This is a genomic window from Ensifer soli (genome assembly GCF_041928815.1).
Taxonomy (GTDB): domain Bacteria; phylum Pseudomonadota; class Alphaproteobacteria; order Rhizobiales; family Rhizobiaceae; genus JBHFEI01.
In genome coordinates this window covers 134,160-153,726 of sequence record NZ_JBHFEI010000010.1, presented here as the reverse complement: position 1 = coordinate 153,726, position 19,567 = coordinate 134,160, and the positions used below count along the sequence as shown (strand labels likewise).

General features: G+C 67.8%; 21 protein-coding genes and 1 other RNA gene. 13 read left to right on the top strand and 9 right to left on the bottom strand.

The annotated features are described in order from the left end of the window. Window positions 1-51 precede the first annotated feature (51 nt). Window positions 52-1,704, bottom strand: a complete 1,653-nt coding sequence (locus ACEVQ6_RS16450; RefSeq protein WP_374890112.1) for an ABC transporter substrate-binding protein — start codon at window positions 1,702-1,704, stop codon at window positions 52-54. A 326-nt stretch (window positions 1,705-2,030) separates the two neighbouring features. On the opposite strand from ACEVQ6_RS16450, the gene ACEVQ6_RS16445 reads away from it, so the two are divergent. The 4 genes from ACEVQ6_RS16445 (at window position 2,031) to pdxA (ending at window position 6,556) form a co-directional block, all read left to right on the top strand. Then, window positions 2,031-2,972: a dihydrodipicolinate synthase family protein gene (locus tag ACEVQ6_RS16445; protein WP_374890111.1), complete on the top strand. Its 942-nt coding sequence runs from the start codon at window positions 2,031-2,033 to the stop codon at window positions 2,970-2,972. 25 nt (window positions 2,973-2,997) lie between these two features. Further along, a complete protein-coding gene (locus ACEVQ6_RS16440) occupies window positions 2,998-4,176 on the top strand; it encodes a sialidase family protein (RefSeq protein WP_374890110.1) in 1,179 nt (392 codons plus the stop codon). A gap of 243 nt (window positions 4,177-4,419) precedes the next feature. After that, window positions 4,420-5,553, top strand: a complete 1,134-nt coding sequence (locus tag ACEVQ6_RS16435) for an iron-containing alcohol dehydrogenase (RefSeq protein ID WP_374890109.1) — start codon at window positions 4,420-4,422, stop codon at window positions 5,551-5,553. Window positions 5,554-5,569: 16 nt separating this feature from the next. Further along, window positions 5,570-6,556 carry a 4-hydroxythreonine-4-phosphate dehydrogenase PdxA gene (pdxA, locus tag ACEVQ6_RS16430; RefSeq protein WP_374890108.1) on the top strand — a complete coding sequence of 329 codons (987 nt, stop codon included), beginning with the start codon at window positions 5,570-5,572 and terminating at the stop codon, window positions 6,554-6,556. A 10-nt stretch (window positions 6,557-6,566) separates the two neighbouring features. On the opposite strand, the gene ACEVQ6_RS16425 is transcribed toward pdxA, so the two are convergent. Together ACEVQ6_RS16425 and ACEVQ6_RS16420 are read right to left on the bottom strand one after the other, a co-directional pair. Beyond that, the gene (locus ACEVQ6_RS16425; RefSeq protein WP_374890107.1) at window positions 6,567-7,352 is read right to left on the bottom strand and encodes a thermonuclease family protein; all 786 of its coding nucleotides are present in this window, start codon (window positions 7,350-7,352) and stop codon (window positions 6,567-6,569) included. Window positions 7,353-7,445: 93 nt separating this feature from the next. Beyond that, window positions 7,446-7,715: a BON domain-containing protein gene (locus ACEVQ6_RS16420; protein WP_374890106.1), complete on the bottom strand. Its 270-nt coding sequence runs from the start codon at window positions 7,713-7,715 to the stop codon at window positions 7,446-7,448. A gap of 224 nt (window positions 7,716-7,939) precedes the next feature. Between ACEVQ6_RS16420 and ACEVQ6_RS16415 the strand changes: the two genes are divergently transcribed. Further along, entirely contained in the window at window positions 7,940-8,884 is a 945-nt protein-coding gene (locus ACEVQ6_RS16415) for an AEC family transporter (RefSeq protein ID WP_374890105.1), read from the top strand. Window positions 8,885-8,942: 58 nt separating this feature from the next. Here the strand turns inward: ACEVQ6_RS16415 and ACEVQ6_RS16410 are convergent, their stop codons facing one another. Then, window positions 8,943-9,557 carry a c-type cytochrome gene (locus ACEVQ6_RS16410; protein ID WP_374890104.1) on the bottom strand — a complete coding sequence of 205 codons (615 nt, stop codon included), beginning with the start codon at window positions 9,555-9,557 and terminating at the stop codon, window positions 8,943-8,945. Between the two features lie 158 nt (window positions 9,558-9,715). Here ACEVQ6_RS16410 and ACEVQ6_RS16405 point away from each other — a divergent pair, with 158 nt between their 5' ends. The 3 genes from ACEVQ6_RS16405 to ACEVQ6_RS16395 all read left to right on the top strand — a co-directional run bounded on the left by ACEVQ6_RS16405 (window position 9,716) and on the right by ACEVQ6_RS16395 (window position 11,690). Beyond that, window positions 9,716-10,465, top strand: a complete 750-nt coding sequence (locus ACEVQ6_RS16405) for a 3-deoxy-manno-octulosonate cytidylyltransferase (RefSeq protein WP_374890103.1) — start codon at window positions 9,716-9,718, stop codon at window positions 10,463-10,465. 21 nt (window positions 10,466-10,486) lie between these two features. After that, window positions 10,487-11,341 (top strand): prephenate dehydratase, encoded by an 855-nt coding sequence (locus ACEVQ6_RS16400; RefSeq protein ID WP_374890102.1) that lies wholly within the window; start codon window positions 10,487-10,489, stop codon window positions 11,339-11,341. A gap of 211 nt (window positions 11,342-11,552) precedes the next feature. Further along, window positions 11,553-11,690 (top strand): DUF1127 domain-containing protein, encoded by a 138-nt coding sequence (locus ACEVQ6_RS16395; RefSeq protein ID WP_374890101.1) that lies wholly within the window; start codon window positions 11,553-11,555, stop codon window positions 11,688-11,690. Between the two features lie 60 nt (window positions 11,691-11,750). Here the strand turns inward: ACEVQ6_RS16395 and ACEVQ6_RS16390 are convergent, their stop codons facing one another. From ACEVQ6_RS16390 to ACEVQ6_RS16375, 4 genes are read right to left on the bottom strand one after another with little or no spacing between them, the layout of a single operon-like run. Then, window positions 11,751-12,122, bottom strand: coding sequence for a VOC family protein (locus tag ACEVQ6_RS16390; protein ID WP_374890100.1), 372 nt, complete (start codon window positions 12,120-12,122; stop codon window positions 11,751-11,753). A gap of 50 nt (window positions 12,123-12,172) precedes the next feature. Continuing rightward, the gene (locus tag ACEVQ6_RS16385) at window positions 12,173-12,862 is read right to left on the bottom strand and encodes a helix-turn-helix transcriptional regulator (RefSeq protein ID WP_374890099.1); all 690 of its coding nucleotides are present in this window, start codon (window positions 12,860-12,862) and stop codon (window positions 12,173-12,175) included. A 4-nt stretch (window positions 12,863-12,866) separates the two neighbouring features. Next, on the bottom strand, window positions 12,867-13,847 hold the full coding sequence (gene nudC, locus ACEVQ6_RS16380; RefSeq protein WP_374890098.1) for an NAD(+) diphosphatase: 981 nt from the start codon (window positions 13,845-13,847) through the stop codon (window positions 12,867-12,869). Window positions 13,848-13,849: 2 nt separating this feature from the next. Beyond that, window positions 13,850-14,254 carry an HIT family protein gene (locus ACEVQ6_RS16375; RefSeq protein WP_374890097.1) on the bottom strand — a complete coding sequence of 135 codons (405 nt, stop codon included), beginning with the start codon at window positions 14,252-14,254 and terminating at the stop codon, window positions 13,850-13,852. Between the two features lie 99 nt (window positions 14,255-14,353). Between ACEVQ6_RS16375 and ffs the strand changes: the two genes are divergently transcribed. The 3 genes from ffs (at window position 14,354) to ACEVQ6_RS16360 (ending at window position 16,925) form a co-directional block, all read left to right on the top strand. Continuing rightward, window positions 14,354-14,451, top strand: an RNA gene (ffs, locus tag ACEVQ6_RS16370) — signal recognition particle sRNA small type. Window positions 14,452-14,517: 66 nt separating this feature from the next. After that, a complete protein-coding gene (locus ACEVQ6_RS16365) occupies window positions 14,518-16,353 on the top strand; it encodes a DNA polymerase III subunit gamma/tau (protein WP_374890096.1) in 1,836 nt (611 codons plus the stop codon). A 248-nt stretch (window positions 16,354-16,601) separates the two neighbouring features. Then, entirely contained in the window at window positions 16,602-16,925 is a 324-nt protein-coding gene (locus ACEVQ6_RS16360) for a YbaB/EbfC family nucleoid-associated protein (protein WP_374890095.1), read from the top strand. Between the two features lie 9 nt (window positions 16,926-16,934). On the opposite strand, the gene ACEVQ6_RS16355 is transcribed toward ACEVQ6_RS16360, so the two are convergent. Beyond that, window positions 16,935-17,552, bottom strand: a complete 618-nt coding sequence (locus ACEVQ6_RS16355; RefSeq protein WP_374890094.1) for an MOSC domain-containing protein — start codon at window positions 17,550-17,552, stop codon at window positions 16,935-16,937. 57 nt (window positions 17,553-17,609) lie between these two features. Between ACEVQ6_RS16355 and recR the strand changes: the two genes are divergently transcribed. Beyond that, complete coding sequence (gene recR, locus ACEVQ6_RS16350) at window positions 17,610-18,218, top strand: recombination mediator RecR (RefSeq protein WP_374890093.1); 609 nt, start codon at window positions 17,610-17,612, stop codon at window positions 18,216-18,218. Between the two features lie 31 nt (window positions 18,219-18,249). After that, complete coding sequence (locus ACEVQ6_RS16345) at window positions 18,250-19,485, top strand: lytic murein transglycosylase (protein ID WP_374890092.1); 1,236 nt, start codon at window positions 18,250-18,252, stop codon at window positions 19,483-19,485. The last annotated feature ends 82 nt before the right edge of the window (window positions 19,486-19,567 follow it).

Here is a 19,567-nt window from a genome sequence, read left to right as displayed (position 1 = left end):
GCGATCCGCTGCGCGTTCAGGAACGGCCGGGCGCGTGCCCGGCCGGTAGCGTCAGCCGATCGCGATGTCCCAGGGGGCGACGACCTGCCAGTCGAGGTTCTTCTCCATGCCCTTGACGTTGGCGCTCGCCCAGCGCGACATGGCCTGAGCGTACCAAGGGATGAAGGCGTAGTCCTCGCGGAAGAGCTTTTGCGCTTCCTGCGCCAGCGCCACGCGCTGAGGGTCGTCGGCGGCCTTGGTCGCGGCCTCGGCCAGAAGCGCATCGACCTTGTCGTTCTTGTAACCGCCCATCTTGTTCTGCGCGTTCGACGAGGTGGAGGCGATCGAGCCGGCGAGATAGGAGACGGCATCGGGCACGCGGGTTCCGACGTCGTCGCGGAAGATCTGCACCGCGTTCTGGTCCGGCCCGGCATAGGCGTCCTGCTGCGGCTTCATGTCGACGGCGGAGATGCCGAGATTCTGGCGCCACTGCTCGGCGATGAATTGGGCCGCCGCCTCGTTCGCCGGCGAGGAGATGCCGACGAACATCAGCTTCGGCAGCCGCTCCGGCCCGCCATAGCGCGATTCGGCGAGCAGTGTCTTCGCGGCCTCCGGGTCGTAGGGATAGGGCTCGAAGCCGGAATTCTCGGCGCCGGGGACGGAATTGATCACTTGGTCGGCCTTCTTGTGCGGACCGTCCGGGAAGGAGGCCTTCATCAGCCCGTCGCGGTCGACGGCGAGGATCAGGGCCTGGCGCACCTTCGGATCGTCCATCGGCGCGCGGGCCGCGTTGAACCAGAAATGCTGGCTGGTCGGGATCAGCGGGCCGGCGGCGAATTCGGCACCGAGATCCTGGACGATGGTCGAGGTGACGAGTTCCGTATGGGCGTTGAACTCGCCGGATTTCAGCAACGAGGTCGCCGTGACATTGTCCTCGATCGAGGTGATCTCGATGCGCGCGAGCTTCGGCTTCGGCCCGAAGAAATTCTCGTTCGGCTCGAACACCAGCTTACCGGCGTCGATATCGATGCTCGTCAGCCTGAACGGGCCGGAATAGACCGCGCCATTGTCGGGCAGGTACCAGTCGGCGACCTCCTCGCCGTCCTCGCCGCGCGACTGCGACGCCTTGGTGATCGGCGCGATGTGGTTGGCAAGCCGCATGAAGAAGATCGGATCGGGCTCCGACAGGGTGACGACGACGGTCGCCTCGTCCGGCGTGGCGATGCCGGCAATGTCCTTGGCCGCGCCGGAGCCGACGTCGGCGTAGCCGGCGACCTTGCCCAGCACCTGGTCGGCGCGCTGGCTCTTGGTGTTCGGCATGGCCGCGACGTTCCACGAGCCCTTCACGTCCTCGGCCGTGATCTTGCTGCCGTCGGAGAAGACCGCCTTCGGGTCGATCTTGAAGGTCCACGTCCTGTTGTCGGCCGAGCCTTCCCAACTGGTGAAGACATAGGGGTGGATCTTGCCCTCGGCATCGAAATACATCGGCGAGGCCCACCAGGCCGAGTTCCAGCGATAGGGCACGCCACCGCCGCGCAAGGGCGACCAGTCCTGGTTGAAGGCCGGATTGGCGACCTTCAGCACCTGGCCCTCGTCGGCCAGCACGATGCGGGCTTCGAGCCCGAACACCGTCAGCGCCACGCCTGCGCCGAACCCGAGCTTCAGTGCCTCGCGGCGCGAAAGGCCCGACCACTGCGCGATATTGCCCGCCTTTGTCTCAGACATCCCGATCCTCCCGGTTGAATGCAACGCAGGCGCCCCTCCGCGCCGTCCCGGCATGCCGCCGGTCTATCGTTGCCGACCGAGTTGTGATCGAGTATTGTAAATATGTCAACATAAATTCGCGATTTTTCATCGATCCGAACATATCCTGAGTAAATTCCTTTTAATTTCATTATCTTGATAGGGTCACGAATCCTCTCTCGAATTTAACAGCTTGACAAATCCTCCCGTCCGTCAAAAAACCTAGGCGCGGTTTCCGGTCGCCGCACCGCTCGTGGCGCGGATACGGACACCGTCACCGTCCCGGCGCATCCGGAGGAGAACGCTTCATGCCCGATCAAAAGCACGATCACAGGCCCGATCACAGGCCCGATCACAGGATTGCCGGCGTCTATTGCGCGGCAGCGACCGCGCTCAATGCCGATCTGACGCCCGATCTCGGGCTGTTTACCGCCCATTGCCGGCAACTCCTCGACGAGGGCTGCCACGGCATCGCGCTGCTCGGCACGACCGGCGAGGCCAACTCGTTTTCGAGCGCGGAGCGGCGGGCCCTTCTCGAAGGCGTGCTCGCCGCCGGCATCGCGCCGGAGCGCCTGCTGCCCGGCACCGGCGTCACGGCCATTCCCGAGACCGTCGACCTCACGCGTCATGCGCTCACCAACGGCGTGACCCGCGTGGTGATGCTGCCGCCCTTCTACTACAAGGGCGTGTCCGACGAGGGGCTGTTCCGCGCCTATGCGGAGGTGATCGAGCGCATCGCCGACAGCAGGCTCGAGATCGTCCTCTACCATATTCCGCAGGTCTCGGGGATCGCGCTGTCGCCGGCGCTCGTCGCACGGCTGATCGCCGCCTTTCCCGACACCGTCGTCGGCATCAAGGACTCCTCGGGCGATTTCAAGAACATGGAAGCACTGGTCGCCGGCTTTCCGGGTTTTTCCGTCCTTGCGGGCGCCGACCCGCTGATGCTGCCGCTCCTGCGCGCCGGGGGTGCCGGCTGCATCACCGCGACATCGAACATCGTCGGCGGGGCGCTGCGCACCGTCTTCGACCACGCGGGCGATCCTGCCCGGGCCTTCGACGTGGAGGCGGCCCAGGCGCGCATCCAGGCCTATCGGGCATTGTCCAATTCCTATGTTCAGATCCCGACGATCAAGGCGATGATCGGCCTGAAGACCGGCGACGGCGGCTGGACGCGGACGCGGCCGCCGCTCCTGCCGCTCGGCGCGGACGAGCGCGCGACGCTCGCGGCGCAATATGCCGCCCTCGGCTGAACCGGCGAGACAGGGGAAAAGCACGATGACCGAGGCAAGCACGGGACTGGATCCGGCGGAGATTCCGGCGCGCATGACGGGACGGATGACGGCCCATCCACAGACGGGCGGGTGCCACGAGGCGTTCCTGCCCTCCCCTTGCGTCCAGAACCATGCCGCAAACCTGCATGTCCTGCCGGACGGCACGCTTGCCTGCGTCTGGTTCGCCGGCACGATGGAAGGCATGAGCGACATCTCGATTTACATGTCGCGGCTCGCCCCCGGCGCGGACACATGGTCGGCCCCCGAGCGACTCAGCGACGATCCGGCGCGATCCGAGCAGAATCCGGTGCTGTTCACCACGCCCCGGGGAACGGTCTGGCTCGTCTTCACCGCGCAGACCGCCGGCGATCAGGACGGCGCGATCATCCGCAGGCGCGTGTCAGAGGACGGCGGCCTGAGCTTCGGTCCGGTCGAGACCCTTACCGACCGTCCGGGAACCTTCGTGCGCCAGCCGCCGGTCTTCGCGGCGGACGGAACCTGGCTTCTGCCGGTGTTCCGCTGCGTCAGCGAGCCGGGGCGCCGCTGGTCCGGCAACATCGACACGGCCGGCGTCCTCGTCTCCACCGATGACGGCGCGCGTTTCACCCTTCACGACGTGCCGGACAGCCTCGGCGCGGTGCACATGAACATCGTGCCGGGCGCGGGCGGCCGCCCCCTCGCCTTCTTTCGCAACCGCTTCGCCGAACAGGTGCTGCGCAGCGTCTCGGCGGACGACGGCATGACCTGGAGCGCGCCGGAGCCGACGGTGCTGCCGAACAACAATTCCTCGATCCAGGCGATCCGGCTCGGCGACGGGCGGATCGCGATGGTGCACAATCCGGTCAACGCCGCCATGTCGTCCGACCGCCGCCTGTCGCTCTACGACGAGATCGACGGCGACGACGATACGACACCCGCGCCAGCCTCGGCCCGTGCCGCGATCTGGGGCGTGCCGCGGGCGCCGCTCCGCCTGACGATCCTCGATCCCTCGAGCAGCCGGATCCTTCACCACCGCGACCTCGACACCGGCGACGGCTATTGCCTGACCAACAATTCGCAGGATGCCCGCAATCGCGAATATTCCTATCCCTCGATCGTCGAAGGGCCGGACGGGGCGCTTCACATCGCCTACACCTATTATCGCCGCGCGATCAAGCATGTCCGCCTCGCGTCGCCCGATTGAGACAAGCGGCCCCAGGAGGGCAACCGAATTTACAATTTTCGCGACGTCATGGCGGGGTCGCCACTCTCGGCTCCCAAGACGCCGCGACTTGGTGTTCCTTCAATGATAACAGAATATTAGAGGGATAGTCCGGTCTCGTTCAAGGCACATGTTCCATCTCCGGATCTTCTTCTTGTAATTTACCCGACACGTCATATAACAACTTTACATCATATCGTCCCCGCAACGGGAAAGGCAGCCGCGATGGCACTCCTCGACACGCCGATCACCCTTCTTCGTCCGAGCACGATCGAATTCGGCGCCGGGTCGGCATCGCGGCTTTCCGCCTGGGCCTCGGCCATGGGCTATCGGCGCCCCTTAGTCGTCGCCGACGCGTTCAATGCGGGCCGTGCCGACTGCCTCGGCCTCGACGGCGACGTCACCGTGTTTTCCGGCGTGCGGCCGGAACCGGACGCGGCCAATCTCGACGCCGTGCTCGCCGCCGCCGCGGCCGCACGCCCCGACCTTGTCGTCGGCTTCGGCGGCGGCAGCGCCATGGACCTCGCCAAGCTCGCCGCCGTGCTGACCGGCACGGAGCAGACGCTCGCCGAGGTCGTCGGGCCCAACCGCGTCAAGGGGCCGCGCCGCACGGGCCTGGCCCAGGTGCCGACCACGGCCGGCACTGGCAGCGAGGCCGGCATCCGCGCGCTGGTCACCGATCCGGCGACGCAGGCGAAGCTTGCCGTCGAGAGCCCGCTGATGCTGGCCGACATCGCCATCATCGATCCGGCGCTCACCATCAGCGTGCCGCCGTCGACGACGGCCGCGACCGGGGTCGACGCCATGGCCCATTGCGTCGAGGCCTACACCAACCGCCGGGCCCATCCGCTGATCGACATGTATGCGATCGAGGGCGTGCGCCTCGTCGGGCGATATCTCGCCCGGGCCGTGGCCGACGGAAGCGACGCGGAGGCGCGGGCCGGACTGTCGCTTGCCTCCTTCTACGGCGGCATCTGCCTCGGCCCGGTGAACACGGCGGGCGGGCATGCGCTCGCCTATCCGCTCGGCACGCGCTGGCATGTCGCCCATGGTGCCGCGAATGCGCTGATCTTTCCGCATGTGCTGGCCTTCAACACGCCGGCCGTCGTCGAGAAGACGCGAGCCGTGCTGTCCGCGCTCGGCCTTTCGGCGCGCCCGGAACCGGAGGCGGTGTTCAAGGCGGCCCATGGCTTCTGCGCCGCGCTCGGCATCGAGATGACGCTGTCCGGCCTCGGCGTGCCGCAGAGCGATCTCGACCGGATGGCCGACGACGCATTCGCCATCCGACGGCTGCTCGACAACAATCCGCGCGACCTGTCGCGAAACGACATCCGCACCATCTACGAAGCCGCCTATTGAGGCCCAGGAGACCGTCATGCAGAGAAACCCGCAGGTCGCGATCACGCTCGGCGATCCCTCGGGCGTCGGGCCGGAGGTGATCGTCAAGGCGCTGGCGACGCTGCCCGTCGAGGAACGGCGCGATTTCGTCGTCGTCGGCAGCCGGGCGGCGCTTAAGCGCGCCAACGCGATCACCGGCGCAGGTCTCGCCTTCGGCGCGGCCGAAGAGGGAGACCCGGCCCTCATCCGCGTCGACGAGGTGCCGATCGACGGCGACCTGCCCGCAATCGGCACGGTGAGCGCCGTTTCGGGCGATGCCTCGGTGCGCTACATCACCCGCGCCGTCGAACGCGCCATGACGGGAAGAGCCGACGTCATCGTCACCGCGCCGATCAACAAGGAGGCGATGAACCGCGCCGGCCACCATTTCGACGGACATACCGGGCTGCTCGCCCATCTGACGGGCTCGAAGAGTTCGTTCATGCTGCTCGCCTCGGAGCGGCTGAACACGCTGCATGTCTCGACCCATGTTTCGTTGCGCACCGCCATCGACCGGGCGACGGTGGAGCGGGTGCTGGCGACGATCGAGGCAGGGCAGCGCCACTTCCTGAGGCTGGGGCAGACGCCGCGCATCGCCGTTGCCGGCATCAATCCCCATTGCGGAGAGAACGGCCTGTTCGGCGACGAGGATGAACGCTTCCTCGCCCCGGCGGTGGCGCTTGCCCGCGCGCGCGGCATCGACGTCGTCGGACCGATCCCGGCCGATACGGTCTATGCCCGCGCCTATGGCGGGGCCTTCGATCTGGTCATCGCGCAGTATCACGACCAGGGCCATATCCCGATCAAGCTCGTCGCCTTCGAGACGGCGGTCAACGTTTCCCTCGGCCTGCCGATCGACCGCGTCTCGGTCGACCACGGCACCGCCTTCGACATTGCCGGCACGGGCAGGGCCAATCATGTCAACACGCTCTCGGCGATCGCCTATGCAAGGCGGATGGCACGCGCGCCGCGCGGCGCCGCGTGATATCCGCCGATCAGCCGGCGGGAGCCGCCGCCGGCCGATCGGCGACGCCTCCGCACCAGGGCTGGCGGGCGCCGGTCCAGCGCCGCGCGAGCCCTTCCGCGACGAGCTGTTCGCCGAGCGAGCGGTCGTTGCGCAGCACGATGCGCAGCTTGCGGCCGTATTTGTCCTCGTCGCGCCCGGCAAGGGGCCGGAGCGTCACGGGACCGGCATTGAGAAGCTCGCGCAGGCGCTCGCGCGCCGCACTGCCGCGGATCCGCTCGCTCTCGCATTTCGCCTGTTTCGTTTCCGGCGCATCGATATCGGCGATGCGGACCGTCTCGCCGCCGAGGATGAACGTGTCGCCGTCGATGACGCAGTGATCCCTGCGCAGGGCGCAGTAGTACCAGGTGTCGCCGGCGCCCTGCCGGGCGACGGGCGGCACGGAGGCTTGGAGGGGCATGCCCTGAAGGGCGCCGGGCATCGGGGTATCGGAGGGGACGGCGGGCCTGTCGCCGGGCATGGGCACCGCCTTTTCCGGCCGGATCGCGGCCGTCGGAAAGGCGACGGTGTCGGGCATCGGCGCCGCGCGCGACCGGTCGTCCTCGGGCGACGGTGCGGCAAGCCCGGCCGGCCGGGAGAGATCGAGCCGGGTGACGAGGACGGCCGCCCGCTCGGCACCACCCTCGTGATAGGCGACGTATCCGCCGAGGCCGAGAAGCGCGACGACGATCCAGCCCGCCATGCCGCTGCTGCGCCTCGCCACCTTGCGCGGCGCCGCGCGACGCCCGCCGCGCGTCTTCCGTTTCTTTCCCGCCATCGCCTCGCGCTCCGTTGTCGGGCGCCAGTATGGCCCGGCGGGGTTTCGGAAAGGTTGAGGCGGGGATACGCGACAGCCGCGGGAGCGGCAGTCTCAGGAGGGGCGGTTGCGGACCGTCAGCCGGTTGAGCACGCTGCCGACGCCGATGACGCAGGCCGCTGCCTCGCCGGCGCAGGCGATGTCCTGCTCGCCGCCGACATGGCCGTCGATCACGACCATGCGTCCGATCGCCGAGACGACGATGTCGCTGGTGTCGATGAGCGCCGTGTAGCGGATCGCCCGCGCCACCTTCGCGGCCAGGTCGTCGCCTTTGAGATGGGGATGGTCGTCGCGATGCGCATAAAGGTCTCGATTGTCCTGCATGCCATCCTCCTGCCGACGATCCCGGGGGGATTGAAGGCGTTGCTGTCGCGCGCGCCCCCGCCGGTCCGGGCATCCTCGTCCAGAGCGGACGCGTGCGGGCGCGGATCCGTGAGGCGAACGCATCGCGCCGGCGAATGTTCCGGCGGGCGGGGCGGCTTTTCCTTGAAATGTCCGTACAAGGGAGTCTATGCGGGGGGTGCTGCCGAACGGGGGCAAGGGGCCTGATGTCGACCGTCTTCTTCAACGTATTGCCGATCTTCGTGCTGATCCTGACCGGCTGGCTGCTGGTGCGCTTCCGTTATCTGAAACCCGGCGTCGGCGACGCGCTCGCCGAATTCGTCTTCCGCGTCGCGGTGCCGGTGACGCTCTTCCGCACCATTGCCGGGGCGGACATGCGCGAGGGGTCGCCCTGGACGCTCTGGGTCGCCTATTTTTCCGGCGTCGCCGTCGCCTGGACGCTCGCCCATCTGGCGGCGACCCGGCTTTTCGGCCGCGACGCGCGCATCGGCGTGCTCGCCGGCGTTTCCGCCGGCTTCGCCAACACCGTCTTCATCGGCCTGCCGCTCGTCACGATGATCACCGGCCCCGACGGCATCGTCGCGATCTCGATCCTGCTGTCCGTGCACCTTCCGGTGATGATGATCGCCGGCACGCTGATGATGGAAGGCGCGGAGCGGCGCATCGGAGAGCGGCCGCCCCGGCCGGCGCTTGCTCTCATGCGCGACGTGTTCCTGAACCTGATCCGCAATCCCCTGGTGATCGGCCTGGCGCTGGGCGCGCTCTGGCGGCTGACCGGCATGACCGTGCCCGGCCCCGCCATGGCCGTCATCGACCAGCTCGCCGCCACCGCCGCGCCGGCCGCGCTGGTTTCGATCGGCATGGCGCTGCAGAAATACGGCATCTCGGGAAATCTGGGGCTTGCGGCAACGACCAGCACGCTGAAGCTCGTCGTGATGCCGGCTGTGGTCTACGGCCTCTGCCTGCTTCTCGGGCTCAATCAGACCTGGACCACCGCGCTCGTGCTGACGGCCTCCGTGCCGACCGGCGTCAATGCCTGGCTGATCGCCAACCATTTCAACACCGGCCAGGCGCTCGCCTCCTCGACGATCACGCTGACGACGGCGATCGGCGTCGTCAGCGTCTCGGCCTGGGCCTTTCTCCTGATATAGAAATGCCCGGCGCGGGGCCGGGCATCGATGTCTTTGCGGGGATGGAGCGCCTTTCGTCTTACTGCGCCGCCGGCGTCTCGGCCGGAGCCGCACCGTCCGCCGGCGCAGCCCCTTCGGCCGCGGGACCCGCCGCCGGCAGCGGCGCCGGCGAATCGGCCTGGTTGTGCAGGTAGACGATCAGGTTGGCGCGCTCGTCCGGCTTCTTGACGCCGGCAAAACCCATGGCGGTGCCGGGAACGTGCTTCTTCGGCGCCTCGATGAAATAGCTCAGGTGATCGAAGTCCCAGACGACCTTGCCACCTTCCGAAAAGGTCTTCATGCCGGCCGAATAGCTGAAGCCCTCATGCGAGGCGATCGGCCGGTTGACGACGCCCCAGAGATTGGGGCCGACCTTGTTGGCCCCTCCCTTGTCGACGGTGTGACAGGCGGCGCACTTCTTGAACACGGTCTCGCCGGCGCTGGCATCGGCGGAGGCCAGCAGCGGCTTGATGTCGACTTCGGCCGGCTCGCCGCTCGCGGCCGCTTCGGAGGTGCTCTCCTCGGCGATGATGGCGAAGCCTTCCTTCTCGGGGGCGGCGGCGTGGAAGATGCCTTCGGAAGCGATCGAAACCGACATCAAAACAAAGACCGTGCCGAGGAACGCGCCCACGCCCATGTTCACATGTGAATTCATCTGCAATCGCTCCCCGTTGGAATCCCGCGCGTACCGAAAATCCGGACCATCTTGAATTTGGCCGGAACCTATGTCTTTTGACAGCGCGTTGCAACCGGCTTGTCGCGCGCCGACTGAGACTATTTGCCACTGATCTTCCCGGTTTTGAAGGCCTGAATATGACAGACAGGACGTTCGACGACACCCTCGTTCTCATTCCCGCGCGCATGGCGTCCACGCGGCTGCCGGGCAAGCCGCTCGCCGACATCTGCGGCGTGCCGATGGTCGTTCAGGTGGCGCGGCGGGCCCGCGAGGCCGATGTCGGGCGCATCGTCGTCGCCGTCGACGACCAGGCGGTCTTCGACGTCGTCACCGCCGCCGGCTTCGAGGCGGTGATGACGCGGGTCGACCACCAGTCGGGCTCCGACCGCATCCACGAGGCGCTCCGCGCCGTCGATCCGCAAGGTAGGGCGAAGACCGTCATCAACGTCCAGGGCGACCTGCCGACCGTCGAGCCGGAAACGATCCGCGCCGCACTGCGGCCGCTTGAGGACCCGGCGGTCGACATTGCCACCTTGACCGTGGAGATCGCCGACGAACACGAGAAGACCAACCCGAACGTGGTCAAGGTCGTTGGCGCGCCGCTGTCGCCCTCGCGGCTGCGCGCGCTCTATTTCACCCGCGCGACCGCGCCGCACGGGGCCGGCCCGCTCTACCACCATATCGGCCTCTACGCTTATCGCCGGCAGGCGCTGGAGCGCTTCGTCGCGCTGTCGCCGTCGACGCTGGAAAAGCGCGAATCGCTCGAACAGCTGCGCGCGCTCGAAGCCGGCATGCGCATCGACGTCGAGATCGTCGCCTCCGTGCCGCTCGGCGTCGACACGCCCGCCGACCTCGAGACCGCCCGCGCGCGCCTCTCCGGCCTCTGATCCCTCCGACAGGACATCGCCATGACGACCGCAAAACGACCGATCGCCTTCCAGGGCGACTTTGGCGCCAATTCCGACATGGCCTGCCGCGCCGTCTATCCGGAGATGGAGCCGCTGCCCTGCCAGACCTTCGAGGACGCCTTCGTCGCCGTCGAGAATGGCGATGCCGATCTGGCGATGATCCCGATCGAGAACACGATCGCCGGCCGCGTCGCCGACATCCACCACCTGCTGCCCGAATCGCGGCTGCACATCATCGGCGAGTATTTCATGCCGATCCGCTTCCAGCTGATGGTGCTGCCCGGCGTCTCCCGCGACGAGATCCGCACGGTGCACAGCCATATCCACGCGCTCGGCCAGTGCCGCAAGATCGTGCGCGCCAACGGCTGGAAGCCGGTCGTCGCCGGCGACACGGCGGGCGCGGCGAAGCTCGTGTCGGAGCTCGGCGACCGGACGATGGCGGCTCTTGCCCCGCGGCTCGCCGCCGATCTCTACGGCCTCGACATCGTGGCGGAGAACGTCGAGGACACGGAAAGCAACGTCACCCGCTTCGTCGTCCTCGCGCGCGACGAGAAGCCGGTGGCGCGGGAGGCGGACGACGCGCTGATCGTCACCACCTTCGTTTTCAACGTGCGCAACATCCCGGCCGCGCTCTACAAGGCGCTCGGGGGCTTTGCCACCAACGGCATCAACATGACGAAGCTCGAAAGCTACCAGATCGGCGGCAAGTTCGTCGCCACCCAGTTCTATGCCGACATCGAGGGCCATCCGGACGACGCCCATGTCAAGCGCGCGCTCGACGAACTGCGCTTCTTCTCGGAAAAGGTCCGCATCCTCGGCACCTATCCCGCCCACCCGATGCGCACCACGCTCTGAGGCAGCCTCTCCGATCGGCCAGGAAAAGGCGGCGCCGCGTCTTCGCCCTTTGCGCCTTCGTTCCGCCACAGCCATGAACGGATGGCGCAGCGCCCGCGCCTGCGGTTAACCGGCCACGCGCCGCACGCATGCCTAATCTGCAAGCATTGCGCTCCTTCTTTTTGGGCAGAACGACTAAATAATCCTCAGACGAACACGAGAGGATATCGAGATGAACATCCGCCAGAAGATCAGCCAGTATGCCAGCCAGCGCCGCGCCGTGCGCGAACTGAGCGCCCTCACCGACCGCGAACTGTCCGACATCGGCCTGTCGCGCTCGCAGATCCGCGCCGCCGTCTACGGCAACTGAACGGCCGCTGATGAAATCGCCACCGCCGATGCGGTGGCGCGGGGAGGCGGGTGCCGCGTCTCAATCGTCCGCAAGGCAGACGCGCAGGCGATGCCCGTCCGGATCGAGCGCAACGAAGGTCGGGCCGAAATCGAAGCGGCTCAGCTCCTGCGCCATCGGCAACCCCTTCTCTTTCCAGTTCGCGTAGCAGGCTTCGACCGCGGCGTCGTTCTCGACCATGAAGGCGAGTTCGCTGCTGCTTCGTGCCGCGTCGCCGGAAGGCAGCGCGGCAAGCGAGGCCTTGGCGAGCAGCCCCACCGTCAGGCCGCCTTCGAATTCGAAGGAGGAGAAGGTCGGATACTCCGCCCGCGGCGCGATGCCGAAGAGGTCGCGGTAGAAGGCGGCGCTCGCCAGCGCATCATCGACATAGAGAAGGACAAGGTTCGGTTTCATCGGCAGGCTCTCCTTTTTCTGGAACGCGTCCGATGTAGCCGCAGCCGCTGTCAGTTTCCGTCAGCAGGACCATGGCAGAGGCGCCATTGCGCCATCAGCGCCTGGCGGCGCGCCGGATAGCGCGCGGACAGCATCTCCATCGCCTGCATCCGGTCGACGCGGAAATGGCGCAGGTCCTGCCGCATCTCGCACCAGCCGGCGACGACGCGCACCTCGTCGAAGAAGCCGAGCGCGAAGGGCCAGATGATCCGCTCGCTCGCCGCCCCCGCCGCATCGACATAGGAAAGCCTCAGCTTGCGTTCGCTCCGGATCGCACGGCGCAGCGTCGCCACGTCGACGGCGTCGTTTTCCGTCCGCCGCGGCCCGACCAGCAGCGTCGCGGCCTCAAGCTCGGCGGCAAGCGCCGGCGGCAGCACGGCGGCGACCTTGACGAGGGCCTCGCCGGCGGCGCCGGCGAGCGCCGCATCGGCCCGGTGCGCCACCCAGCGCATGCCGAGCACCAGCGCCTCGATCTCCTCCGACGAAAACATCATCGGCGGCAGCACGAAGCCCGGTTTCAGCACATAGCCGAGACCGGCCTCGCCCTCGATCGGCGCGCCTTGCGCCTGCAGGCTGGCGATGTCGCGGTAGAGCGTGCGCAGGCTGACGCCGGTCTCCTCGGCGAGCGCCCGGCCGCTGACCGGCCGGCGATGCCGCCTCAGGATCTGGAGAAGATCGAGCAGCCGCTCCGAACGCGACACGGGCTCATGCCCCGCGGTCCCATTCCAGCCAGTCGCGCATCAGCCGGTGCGCGATCGCGCCCTTCGGCGGCGAGACATGCGCCTCGCCGGTCTCGGCCACCCCGGTGTTGCGCGCCAGCATCGCCGCCGTCTCGGCGCGGGTAAACCAGCGGCAGTCCTCCAGTTCCTGGTCGTCACGCCGGATCTCGCGCGATTTCGCCTCGGCATAGCAGCCGATCATCAGGGAATGCGGCATCGGCCAGGGCTGCGAGGCATGGTAGCGCACGCGGCCGATGGCGATGCCCGACTCCTCCTGCGTCTCGCGGCGCACGGCGTTCTCGATCGTCTCGCCCGGCTCGAGGAAGCCGGCGAGGCAGGAATACATGCCCGGCGGAAAATGCGGGCTGCGGCCGAGCAGGCAGAGGTCGCGCTCGACATCGATCGCGAGCATGATCACCACTGGATCGGTGCGCGGAAAAGCGAGATGGCCGCAGGCTGTGCAGGCGCGGCGGTAGCCGCCGCCCTTCACCGCCATCGGGCTGCCGCACTTGCCGCAGAAGCGCGTCGAGGCGTTCCAGACGATCAGGCTCGCCCCTTGCGCGAACTGGCCGAGAAGATCGTCGGACAGCATCTGCTGGCGGTAGAGCTCCCGCCCCTCGGCGAGCTTGAACTCGGCCGGCAGGTCCTCGGGCGCGACGTCCATCGGGATCGCGAGGCGCGGCTCGCCGTTCGGCAGGAAGCCGAGCAGGACGGCGTCGTCGAGGCGCGGCTTCAGGTCGGCGAGTTCATAAGGCGCAAAGAGCGGATCGATGATCTTCTCGTCATGCTTGACGATCAGCTTGCCCCCGCAAAAGGCCAGCACATGCGCGCCCTCGGTCCTGAGAGCAACGGCGATGCAATCGTCCGCCCGGTGTTCGGAGCGCGAATCGATCGGGTTTTCGGCAAAGGCCACGAGCGTGCTCGGCTCGGGATGGGGGCCATGGGTGTCGAAGATCGAGGAGGTCATCGTCAGAGCTTTTCCAGTATGCGTGCGACAAAGGTCCGCCTTTCGTCCTCGTCCCAGGCTTCCGCCCGGCCGTGGCCCCAGACCGGCCCCGGCCAGTTGGCGTCCCCCTCGCTGCGGGCGATGACATGGACGTGGAGCTGGCGGACGATGTTGCCGATGGCGGCGATGTTGATCTTCGTCGCGCCGGTCGCGTTTTTCAATGCGCCCGCGACGAGATTGGTCTCGAAGGTCAGGAGCGCCTGGTCGAGCGGCGCCAGATCGAACATCTCGGTTATGTCCGGCCGCTGCGGCACGAGGATCAGCCAGGGCCAGCGCCGGTCGTTCATCAGCCGCAACTGGCTGAGGCCGAGAAAGGTCAGAAGCGTGGTGTCGCGCGAAAGGCGGGGGTCGAGATCGAAGGCGGTCAAGGTCGCTCCGGGAATGGCTCTGCTGTCGTTGACGAGCACTAGCAGTTTTTTGGCGGCTTGGCTTGCTTTTGCCGGTGAGATTGACGATATGTCCCCTCGGGAGGTTGGTGGTGGACGAGCCACTCGCCAACCGGGTCAGGTCCGGAAGGAAGCAGCCCCAACGAGAACCGGCACGGGTCATCGTGCCAGCCTCCCACCGCGCCGCGCGTTGACGCCGGCAGCCGCTCCGGTCCGGATCTATTCGAGGCAACGCGACAGGAACGATGAGCGACGACGCCCTTTCCTTATCCAGCGAACAGCAGGCCGGCTACCGGGTGCTGGCGCGAAAATACCGGCCGAAGGATTTTTCCGACCTGATGGTCGGGCAGGAGCCGATGGTGCGCACGCTGACAAACGCGTTCGCCACCGGCCGGATCGCCCAGGCCTACATGCTGACGGGCGTGCGCGGCGTCGGCAAGACGACGACCGCGCGCATCCTCGCCCGCGCGCTGAACTACAGGACCGCCGAGATCGACCGGCCGACCATCGACCTGCGCATTCCCGGCGAGCATTGCCAGGCGATCATGGAAGGCCGCCATGTCGACGTGATCGAGATGGACGCCGCCTCCCATACCGGCATCGACGATATCCGGGAAATCATCGAGCAGGTGCGCTACCGCCCGGCCTCGGCGCGCTACAAGGTCTATATCATCGACGAGGTGCACATGCTGTCGACGCAGGCCTTTAACGGCTTGCTGAAGACGCTTGAAGAACCGCCGGCGCATGTGAAATTCATCTTCGCCACGACCGAGATCCGCAAGGTTCCGATCACGGTGCTGTCGCGCTGCCAGCGCTTCGACCTCAGGCGCATTTCCGCCGCCGACCTCACGGGCCTCTTCACCACCATCCTGGACAAGGAGGCGATCCCGGCCGAGCCCGAGGCGCTGGCGATGATCGCGCGCGCGGCGGAAGGCTCGGCGCGCGACGGCCTGTCGCTGCTCGACCAGGCCATCGCGCACGGCGCCGGCCATGTCGTCGCCGACACGGTCCGCGCCATGCTCGGCCTTGCCGACCGCAGCCGCGTCGTCGACCTCTTCGACCACCTGATGCGCGGCGACGCGGCGGCGGCACTCGGCGAGTTCGGCGCGCAATACGAGGCCGGCGCCAACCCTGTCGCGGTGCTGACCGACCTTGCCGATTTCACCCATCTCGTCACCCGGCTGAAATATGTGCCGGAGGCCGCGGACGATCCGTCCTTAAGCGAGGTCGAGCGCCGGCGCGGGCCGGACTTCGCCGGCACGGTCGCGGTGACGACGCTGTCGCGCGTCTGGCAGATGCTGCTCAAGGGCATTCCCGAGGCGGAAGCCTCCAGCCGGCCGCAGGCGGCGGCAGAGATGGTGCTGATCCGGCTTGCCCATGCGGCGAGCCTGCCCTCGCCCGAGGAGGCGGCGCGCCGGGTGATGGAGCTTGCCGGCGGCACGCCTGCGGCCGCCTCCCGCCCGTCGCCGCGCGGCGACGGTCCGCAGGCCGCGCTTTCCGCGGCCTCGACGCTTTCGGCCCCGCGCGGCCAGCCCTCCGGCGCGACCATGCTGCGTGCCGTGCCGAACGAGGCGGAACGGCCCGCCATCCTGCCCGCCCCCGTCTCGGACCTGCGGCCCGAACCGCTGGTCGACGTGGCGTCGCTTGCCGACATCGCCGATCTCTGCGCCCGCCACCGCGAGGCGAAGCTGAAGGCGCAGGTGCGCAGTTTCGTCAGGCTGGTGAAGATCGAGCCGGGGCGGCTCGACCTCAACCTGACCGACGGCGCGCCGAAATCGCTGTTGAACGACCTCGCGGTGAAGCTGAAGGAATGGACCGGCATCCACTGGATCGTCAGCCTGAACACGCAGGCGCCGGGAGGCCCGACGCTGGCGGAGGCCGAGGTCCAGGAGCGCGAACAGCGCGTGACCGATGCGCGGCAGGATCCGGACGTGGCGGCGATCTTCGCCCGCTTTCCCGGCGCCCGCATCATCGACGTGAGGATCAAGACGCCCGAACCCGAACCGGATATGGTGGCGCCCCCGGCCGCGGCGGAATCGGCCGAGGGCGACATCCTGCCCGGCGACGACATCGAATTCTAGGGCATGTCTTGCAGAAGTCAGCGGCAGTCCTGCAAGACATGCGTAAAGGCGAAGACATAAGGCGCATGCGCGGATCCGTAGGATCGCGACACGCGCAGGGCATGCCCGGACGACGCGGGACCGCCTCGACCGGACAGTGCTTTGTCGGACAGCGCCTTGAAGGACATAAAGACACGGACCATGCCGGGTGATGCCTTTTCCCGCGGACATGGCGCCAGGAAGACCAGGGACACGAAGGAGAAACCGCGATGCGCGACATCATGGGCATGATGGGCAAGGTCAAGGAAATGCAGGCCAAGATGGAGCGGATGCAGGAGGAGATCGCCGCGCTCACCGTCGACGGCACCTCCGGCGGCGGGCTCGTCACCGTCACCCTCGACGGCAAGGGCAACATGAAGCGGCTGAAGATCGATCCGTCGCTGTTCAAGGAGGACGACGCGGAGATCCTCGAGGACCTGATCGTCGCCGCCCATGCCGACGCCAAGGGCAAGGCGGAGGCGATCACCGCCGAGAAGACCCGCGAACTCACCGCCGGCCTGCCGATCCCGCCCGGCATGAAGCTGCCGTTCTGATCCGCGGCCTCAGCTTTCCATCTCGATTTTGCGCCTCAGCCGGTCGCCGAGCGGCGTCGAAAGATAACGGCGCCGCTCCTCCTCCGTCAGCCGCCTGCCGGCGCGCAGCAGTTCCGGCATGAGGATGCGCTCGCCGTCGAAGGCGTCGGAGGTGATCGGGTCGCCGGCGGCGACCACGCCGCGCCGGAGAACCCGGCAGTAAAAACCCGGCCGACCCGCCTCGATGAAGCGGCGGACGAAATGCGGGTCGCCCATACGCGCCGACAGCGTGGCGCAGGGCATGCGCACGGAGGTCGCCTCCAGCATGACCTCCTCGGTCGCGAAACGGTCGCCGATCGCCACCGTCCGGCTGTCGAGCCCGTCGACGACGAGGTTCTCGCCGAAGGTGCCCGGCGCGACGGGGCGACAGAGCTCCATCGACCACCAGTCGAGATCGGCGGCGCCGAGCACGTAGACCGCCTGGTCCGGCCCGCCATGGTGGCGCCGGTTGAGGACGGCGTCGCCGACGAGCCCCTCGCGGTCGAGCACCATGACGCCGGAGCCGACCGGCGCCTTAAGGATCCCGGTGCGGTAGTTCCTGCCCTCGAGGCGTTGCGGTGTGCCGATGCAGACATGGAGGATTTTCATCGCGCGCTTCCGCCCTGCTTGATTCCGTTTCGAGAGGATATGCGATAGAAGCGGCGAATGGCAAAGCGAGTCACCGGCCCCGAAATCGAGAAACTGATCCAGCTCCTGGCGAAGGTGCCCGGCCTCGGGCCGCGCTCGGCGCGGCGCGCCGCGCTGCACCTCGTCAAGAAGAAGGAACAGCTTCTCGGGCCGCTCGCCCAGGCGATGGACGAGGCGCATCGCCGGGTGCGGACCTGCTCGTGCTGCGGCAATGTCGACACGATCGACCCCTGCACCGTCTGCACCGACGAGCGGCGCGACCGCTCGACCATCATCGTCGTCGAGGACGTCTCCGACCTCTGGGCGCTGGAGCGCGCCGGCGCGATGAACGCGGCCTATCATGTGCTCGGCGGCACGCTGTCGCCGCTTGACGGCGTCGGCCCGGACGACCTCAACATTTCCGGCCTGATCGACCGCATCCATGCCGGCGGCGTGCGCGAGCTGATCATCGCCGTCAACGCCACCGTCGAGGGACAGACGACGGCGCATTACATCATCGACCGGCTGGACGGGCTCGACGTCACGGTGACCCGGCTCGCCCATGGCGTGCCGGTCGGCGGCGAACTTGACTATCTCGATGAAGGCACGCTGACGGCGGCGCTGCGCGCCCGCACCGCGATGGGATGAGGACGACGGAGTGGCTTTGGGATACGCATTCATGATCCGAACGGGCCTGGCGCTCCTCCTGGCGCTCGCCTTTTCCCCGGTGCTCGCGGCGCCGGACAGGGCCGCGGTCGATGCGCAGTTCCGGCAATGGCTTCAGGCGACCCTCTGGCCCGAGGCGAAGGCGAGCGGCATTTCGGAGCAGAGTTTCAAGGCAGCCTTCGCCGATGTCCGGCTGAATTTCGACCTGCCCGATCTGGTGATCCCGGGAGAGGTGCTGCCGCCCGAGCGCAAGCAGAGCCAGGCGGAGTTCTCCTCGCCCGGCGCCTATTTTGCGCAGCAGCGGCTGGAGACGCTCGCCGCGACCGGCCGGACGCTGGCGAAGACCCATGCCGCGACGCTCGCGCTGATCGAGAAGACCTATGGCGTGCCCGGCGGCGTGGTGCTTGCCATCTGGGGGCGCGAATCCGGCTTCGGGCGGGCGAAGATCCCTTACCCCGTCGTCGACGTGCTGGCGACCAAAGCCTTCCTGTCGACGCGCAAGGATCTGTTCCGCCGCGAGCTGATCGCCGCGCTGCACATCCTCGACAGCGGCGATGTCCGCGAGGCCGACATGAAGGGCTCCTGGGCCGGGGCCATGGGCCAGCCGCAGTTCCTGCCGACAAGCTTCCTCAAATACGCCGTCGATGTCGACGGCGACGGCCGGCGCGACATCTGGAGCTCGGTGCCCGACGCCCTCGGCTCCATCGCGAACTATCTCTCGAAGAAGGGCTGGGTGCGCGGCCGCGGCTGGGGCTTCGAGATCGCTCTGCCGGCCTCGGCCTCCTGCGCGCAGGAGGGGCCGGACCTGATCCGCCCGATCGCCGACTGGGAGGGCCAGGGCATCGCGCGCATCTCCGGAAAGCCGTTTCCGGCGGCGGAGCGCAAGGCTGGCGGCATGCTTCTCGTCCCGGCCGGGCGGAGCGGCCCCGCCTTCATCGTCACGCCGAATTTCTACGTGCTGAAGGAATACAACAATTCCGACCTCTACGCCCTCTTCGTCGGCAATCTCGCCGACCGGATCGCCTTCGGATCGGGCGACTTCGCCGCCGGCTGGCGCGAGCCCGGCAAGCTGATGCGCTCCGACGTCGCCGCCATGCAGCGGGCGCTCGAACGGATCGGCCACGACGTCGGCGGATCGGACGGTCTGCCCGGCTACAAGACGCGCCGCTCGATCGGCAAATGGCAGGAAGCGCGCGGCGAGGCGGCCACCTGTTTCCCCTCGGCATCGCTGAAGGGCGTGCTGAAATAGGCCGGACTTGCAATCCGCCGCCCGAGCGCGTATATGACCGTCAATTCTTGATCGGTGTTGATGAAGAGTGGGCCCGCGAGGA

Bases quoted from the DNA above. Each gene is read 5' to 3' on its own strand.
- ACEVQ6_RS16410 (WP_374890104.1), bottom strand. From the start codon at position 9,557: ATGAATTCACATGTGAACATGGGCGTGGGCGCGTTCCTCGGCACGGTC.
- ACEVQ6_RS16345 (WP_374890092.1), top strand. From the start codon at position 18,250: ATGATCCGAACGGGCCTGGCGCTCCTCCTGGCGCTCGCCTTTTCCCCG.
- recR (WP_374890093.1), top strand. From the start codon at position 17,610: ATGGCAAAGCGAGTCACCGGCCCCGAAATCGAGAAACTGATCCAGCTC.
- ACEVQ6_RS16355 (WP_374890094.1), bottom strand. From the start codon at position 17,552: ATGAAAATCCTCCATGTCTGCATCGGCACACCGCAACGCCTCGAGGGC.
- ACEVQ6_RS16415 (WP_374890105.1), top strand. From the start codon at position 7,940: ATGTCGACCGTCTTCTTCAACGTATTGCCGATCTTCGTGCTGATCCTG.
- ACEVQ6_RS16445 (WP_374890111.1), top strand. From the start codon at position 2,031: ATGCCCGATCAAAAGCACGATCACAGGCCCGATCACAGGCCCGATCAC.
- ACEVQ6_RS16360 (WP_374890095.1), top strand. From the start codon at position 16,602: ATGCGCGACATCATGGGCATGATGGGCAAGGTCAAGGAAATGCAGGCC.
- ACEVQ6_RS16400 (WP_374890102.1), top strand. From the start codon at position 10,487: ATGACGACCGCAAAACGACCGATCGCCTTCCAGGGCGACTTTGGCGCC.
- ACEVQ6_RS16435 (WP_374890109.1), top strand. From the start codon at position 4,420: ATGGCACTCCTCGACACGCCGATCACCCTTCTTCGTCCGAGCACGATC.
- ACEVQ6_RS16450 (WP_374890112.1), bottom strand. From the start codon at position 1,704: ATGTCTGAGACAAAGGCGGGCAATATCGCGCAGTGGTCGGGCCTTTCG.
- ACEVQ6_RS16420 (WP_374890106.1), bottom strand. From the start codon at position 7,715: ATGCAGGACAATCGAGACCTTTATGCGCATCGCGACGACCATCCCCAT.
- ACEVQ6_RS16440 (WP_374890110.1), top strand. From the start codon at position 2,998: ATGACCGAGGCAAGCACGGGACTGGATCCGGCGGAGATTCCGGCGCGC.
- nudC (WP_374890098.1), bottom strand. From the start codon at position 13,847: ATGACCTCCTCGATCTTCGACACCCATGGCCCCCATCCCGAGCCGAGC.
- ACEVQ6_RS16365 (WP_374890096.1), top strand. From the start codon at position 14,518: ATGAGCGACGACGCCCTTTCCTTATCCAGCGAACAGCAGGCCGGCTAC.
- ACEVQ6_RS16395 (WP_374890101.1), top strand. From the start codon at position 11,553: ATGAACATCCGCCAGAAGATCAGCCAGTATGCCAGCCAGCGCCGCGCC.
- pdxA (WP_374890108.1), top strand. From the start codon at position 5,570: ATGCAGAGAAACCCGCAGGTCGCGATCACGCTCGGCGATCCCTCGGGC.
- ACEVQ6_RS16405 (WP_374890103.1), top strand. From the start codon at position 9,716: ATGACAGACAGGACGTTCGACGACACCCTCGTTCTCATTCCCGCGCGC.
- ACEVQ6_RS16425 (WP_374890107.1), bottom strand. From the start codon at position 7,352: ATGGCGGGAAAGAAACGGAAGACGCGCGGCGGGCGTCGCGCGGCGCCG.
- ACEVQ6_RS16390 (WP_374890100.1), bottom strand. From the start codon at position 12,122: ATGAAACCGAACCTTGTCCTTCTCTATGTCGATGATGCGCTGGCGAGC.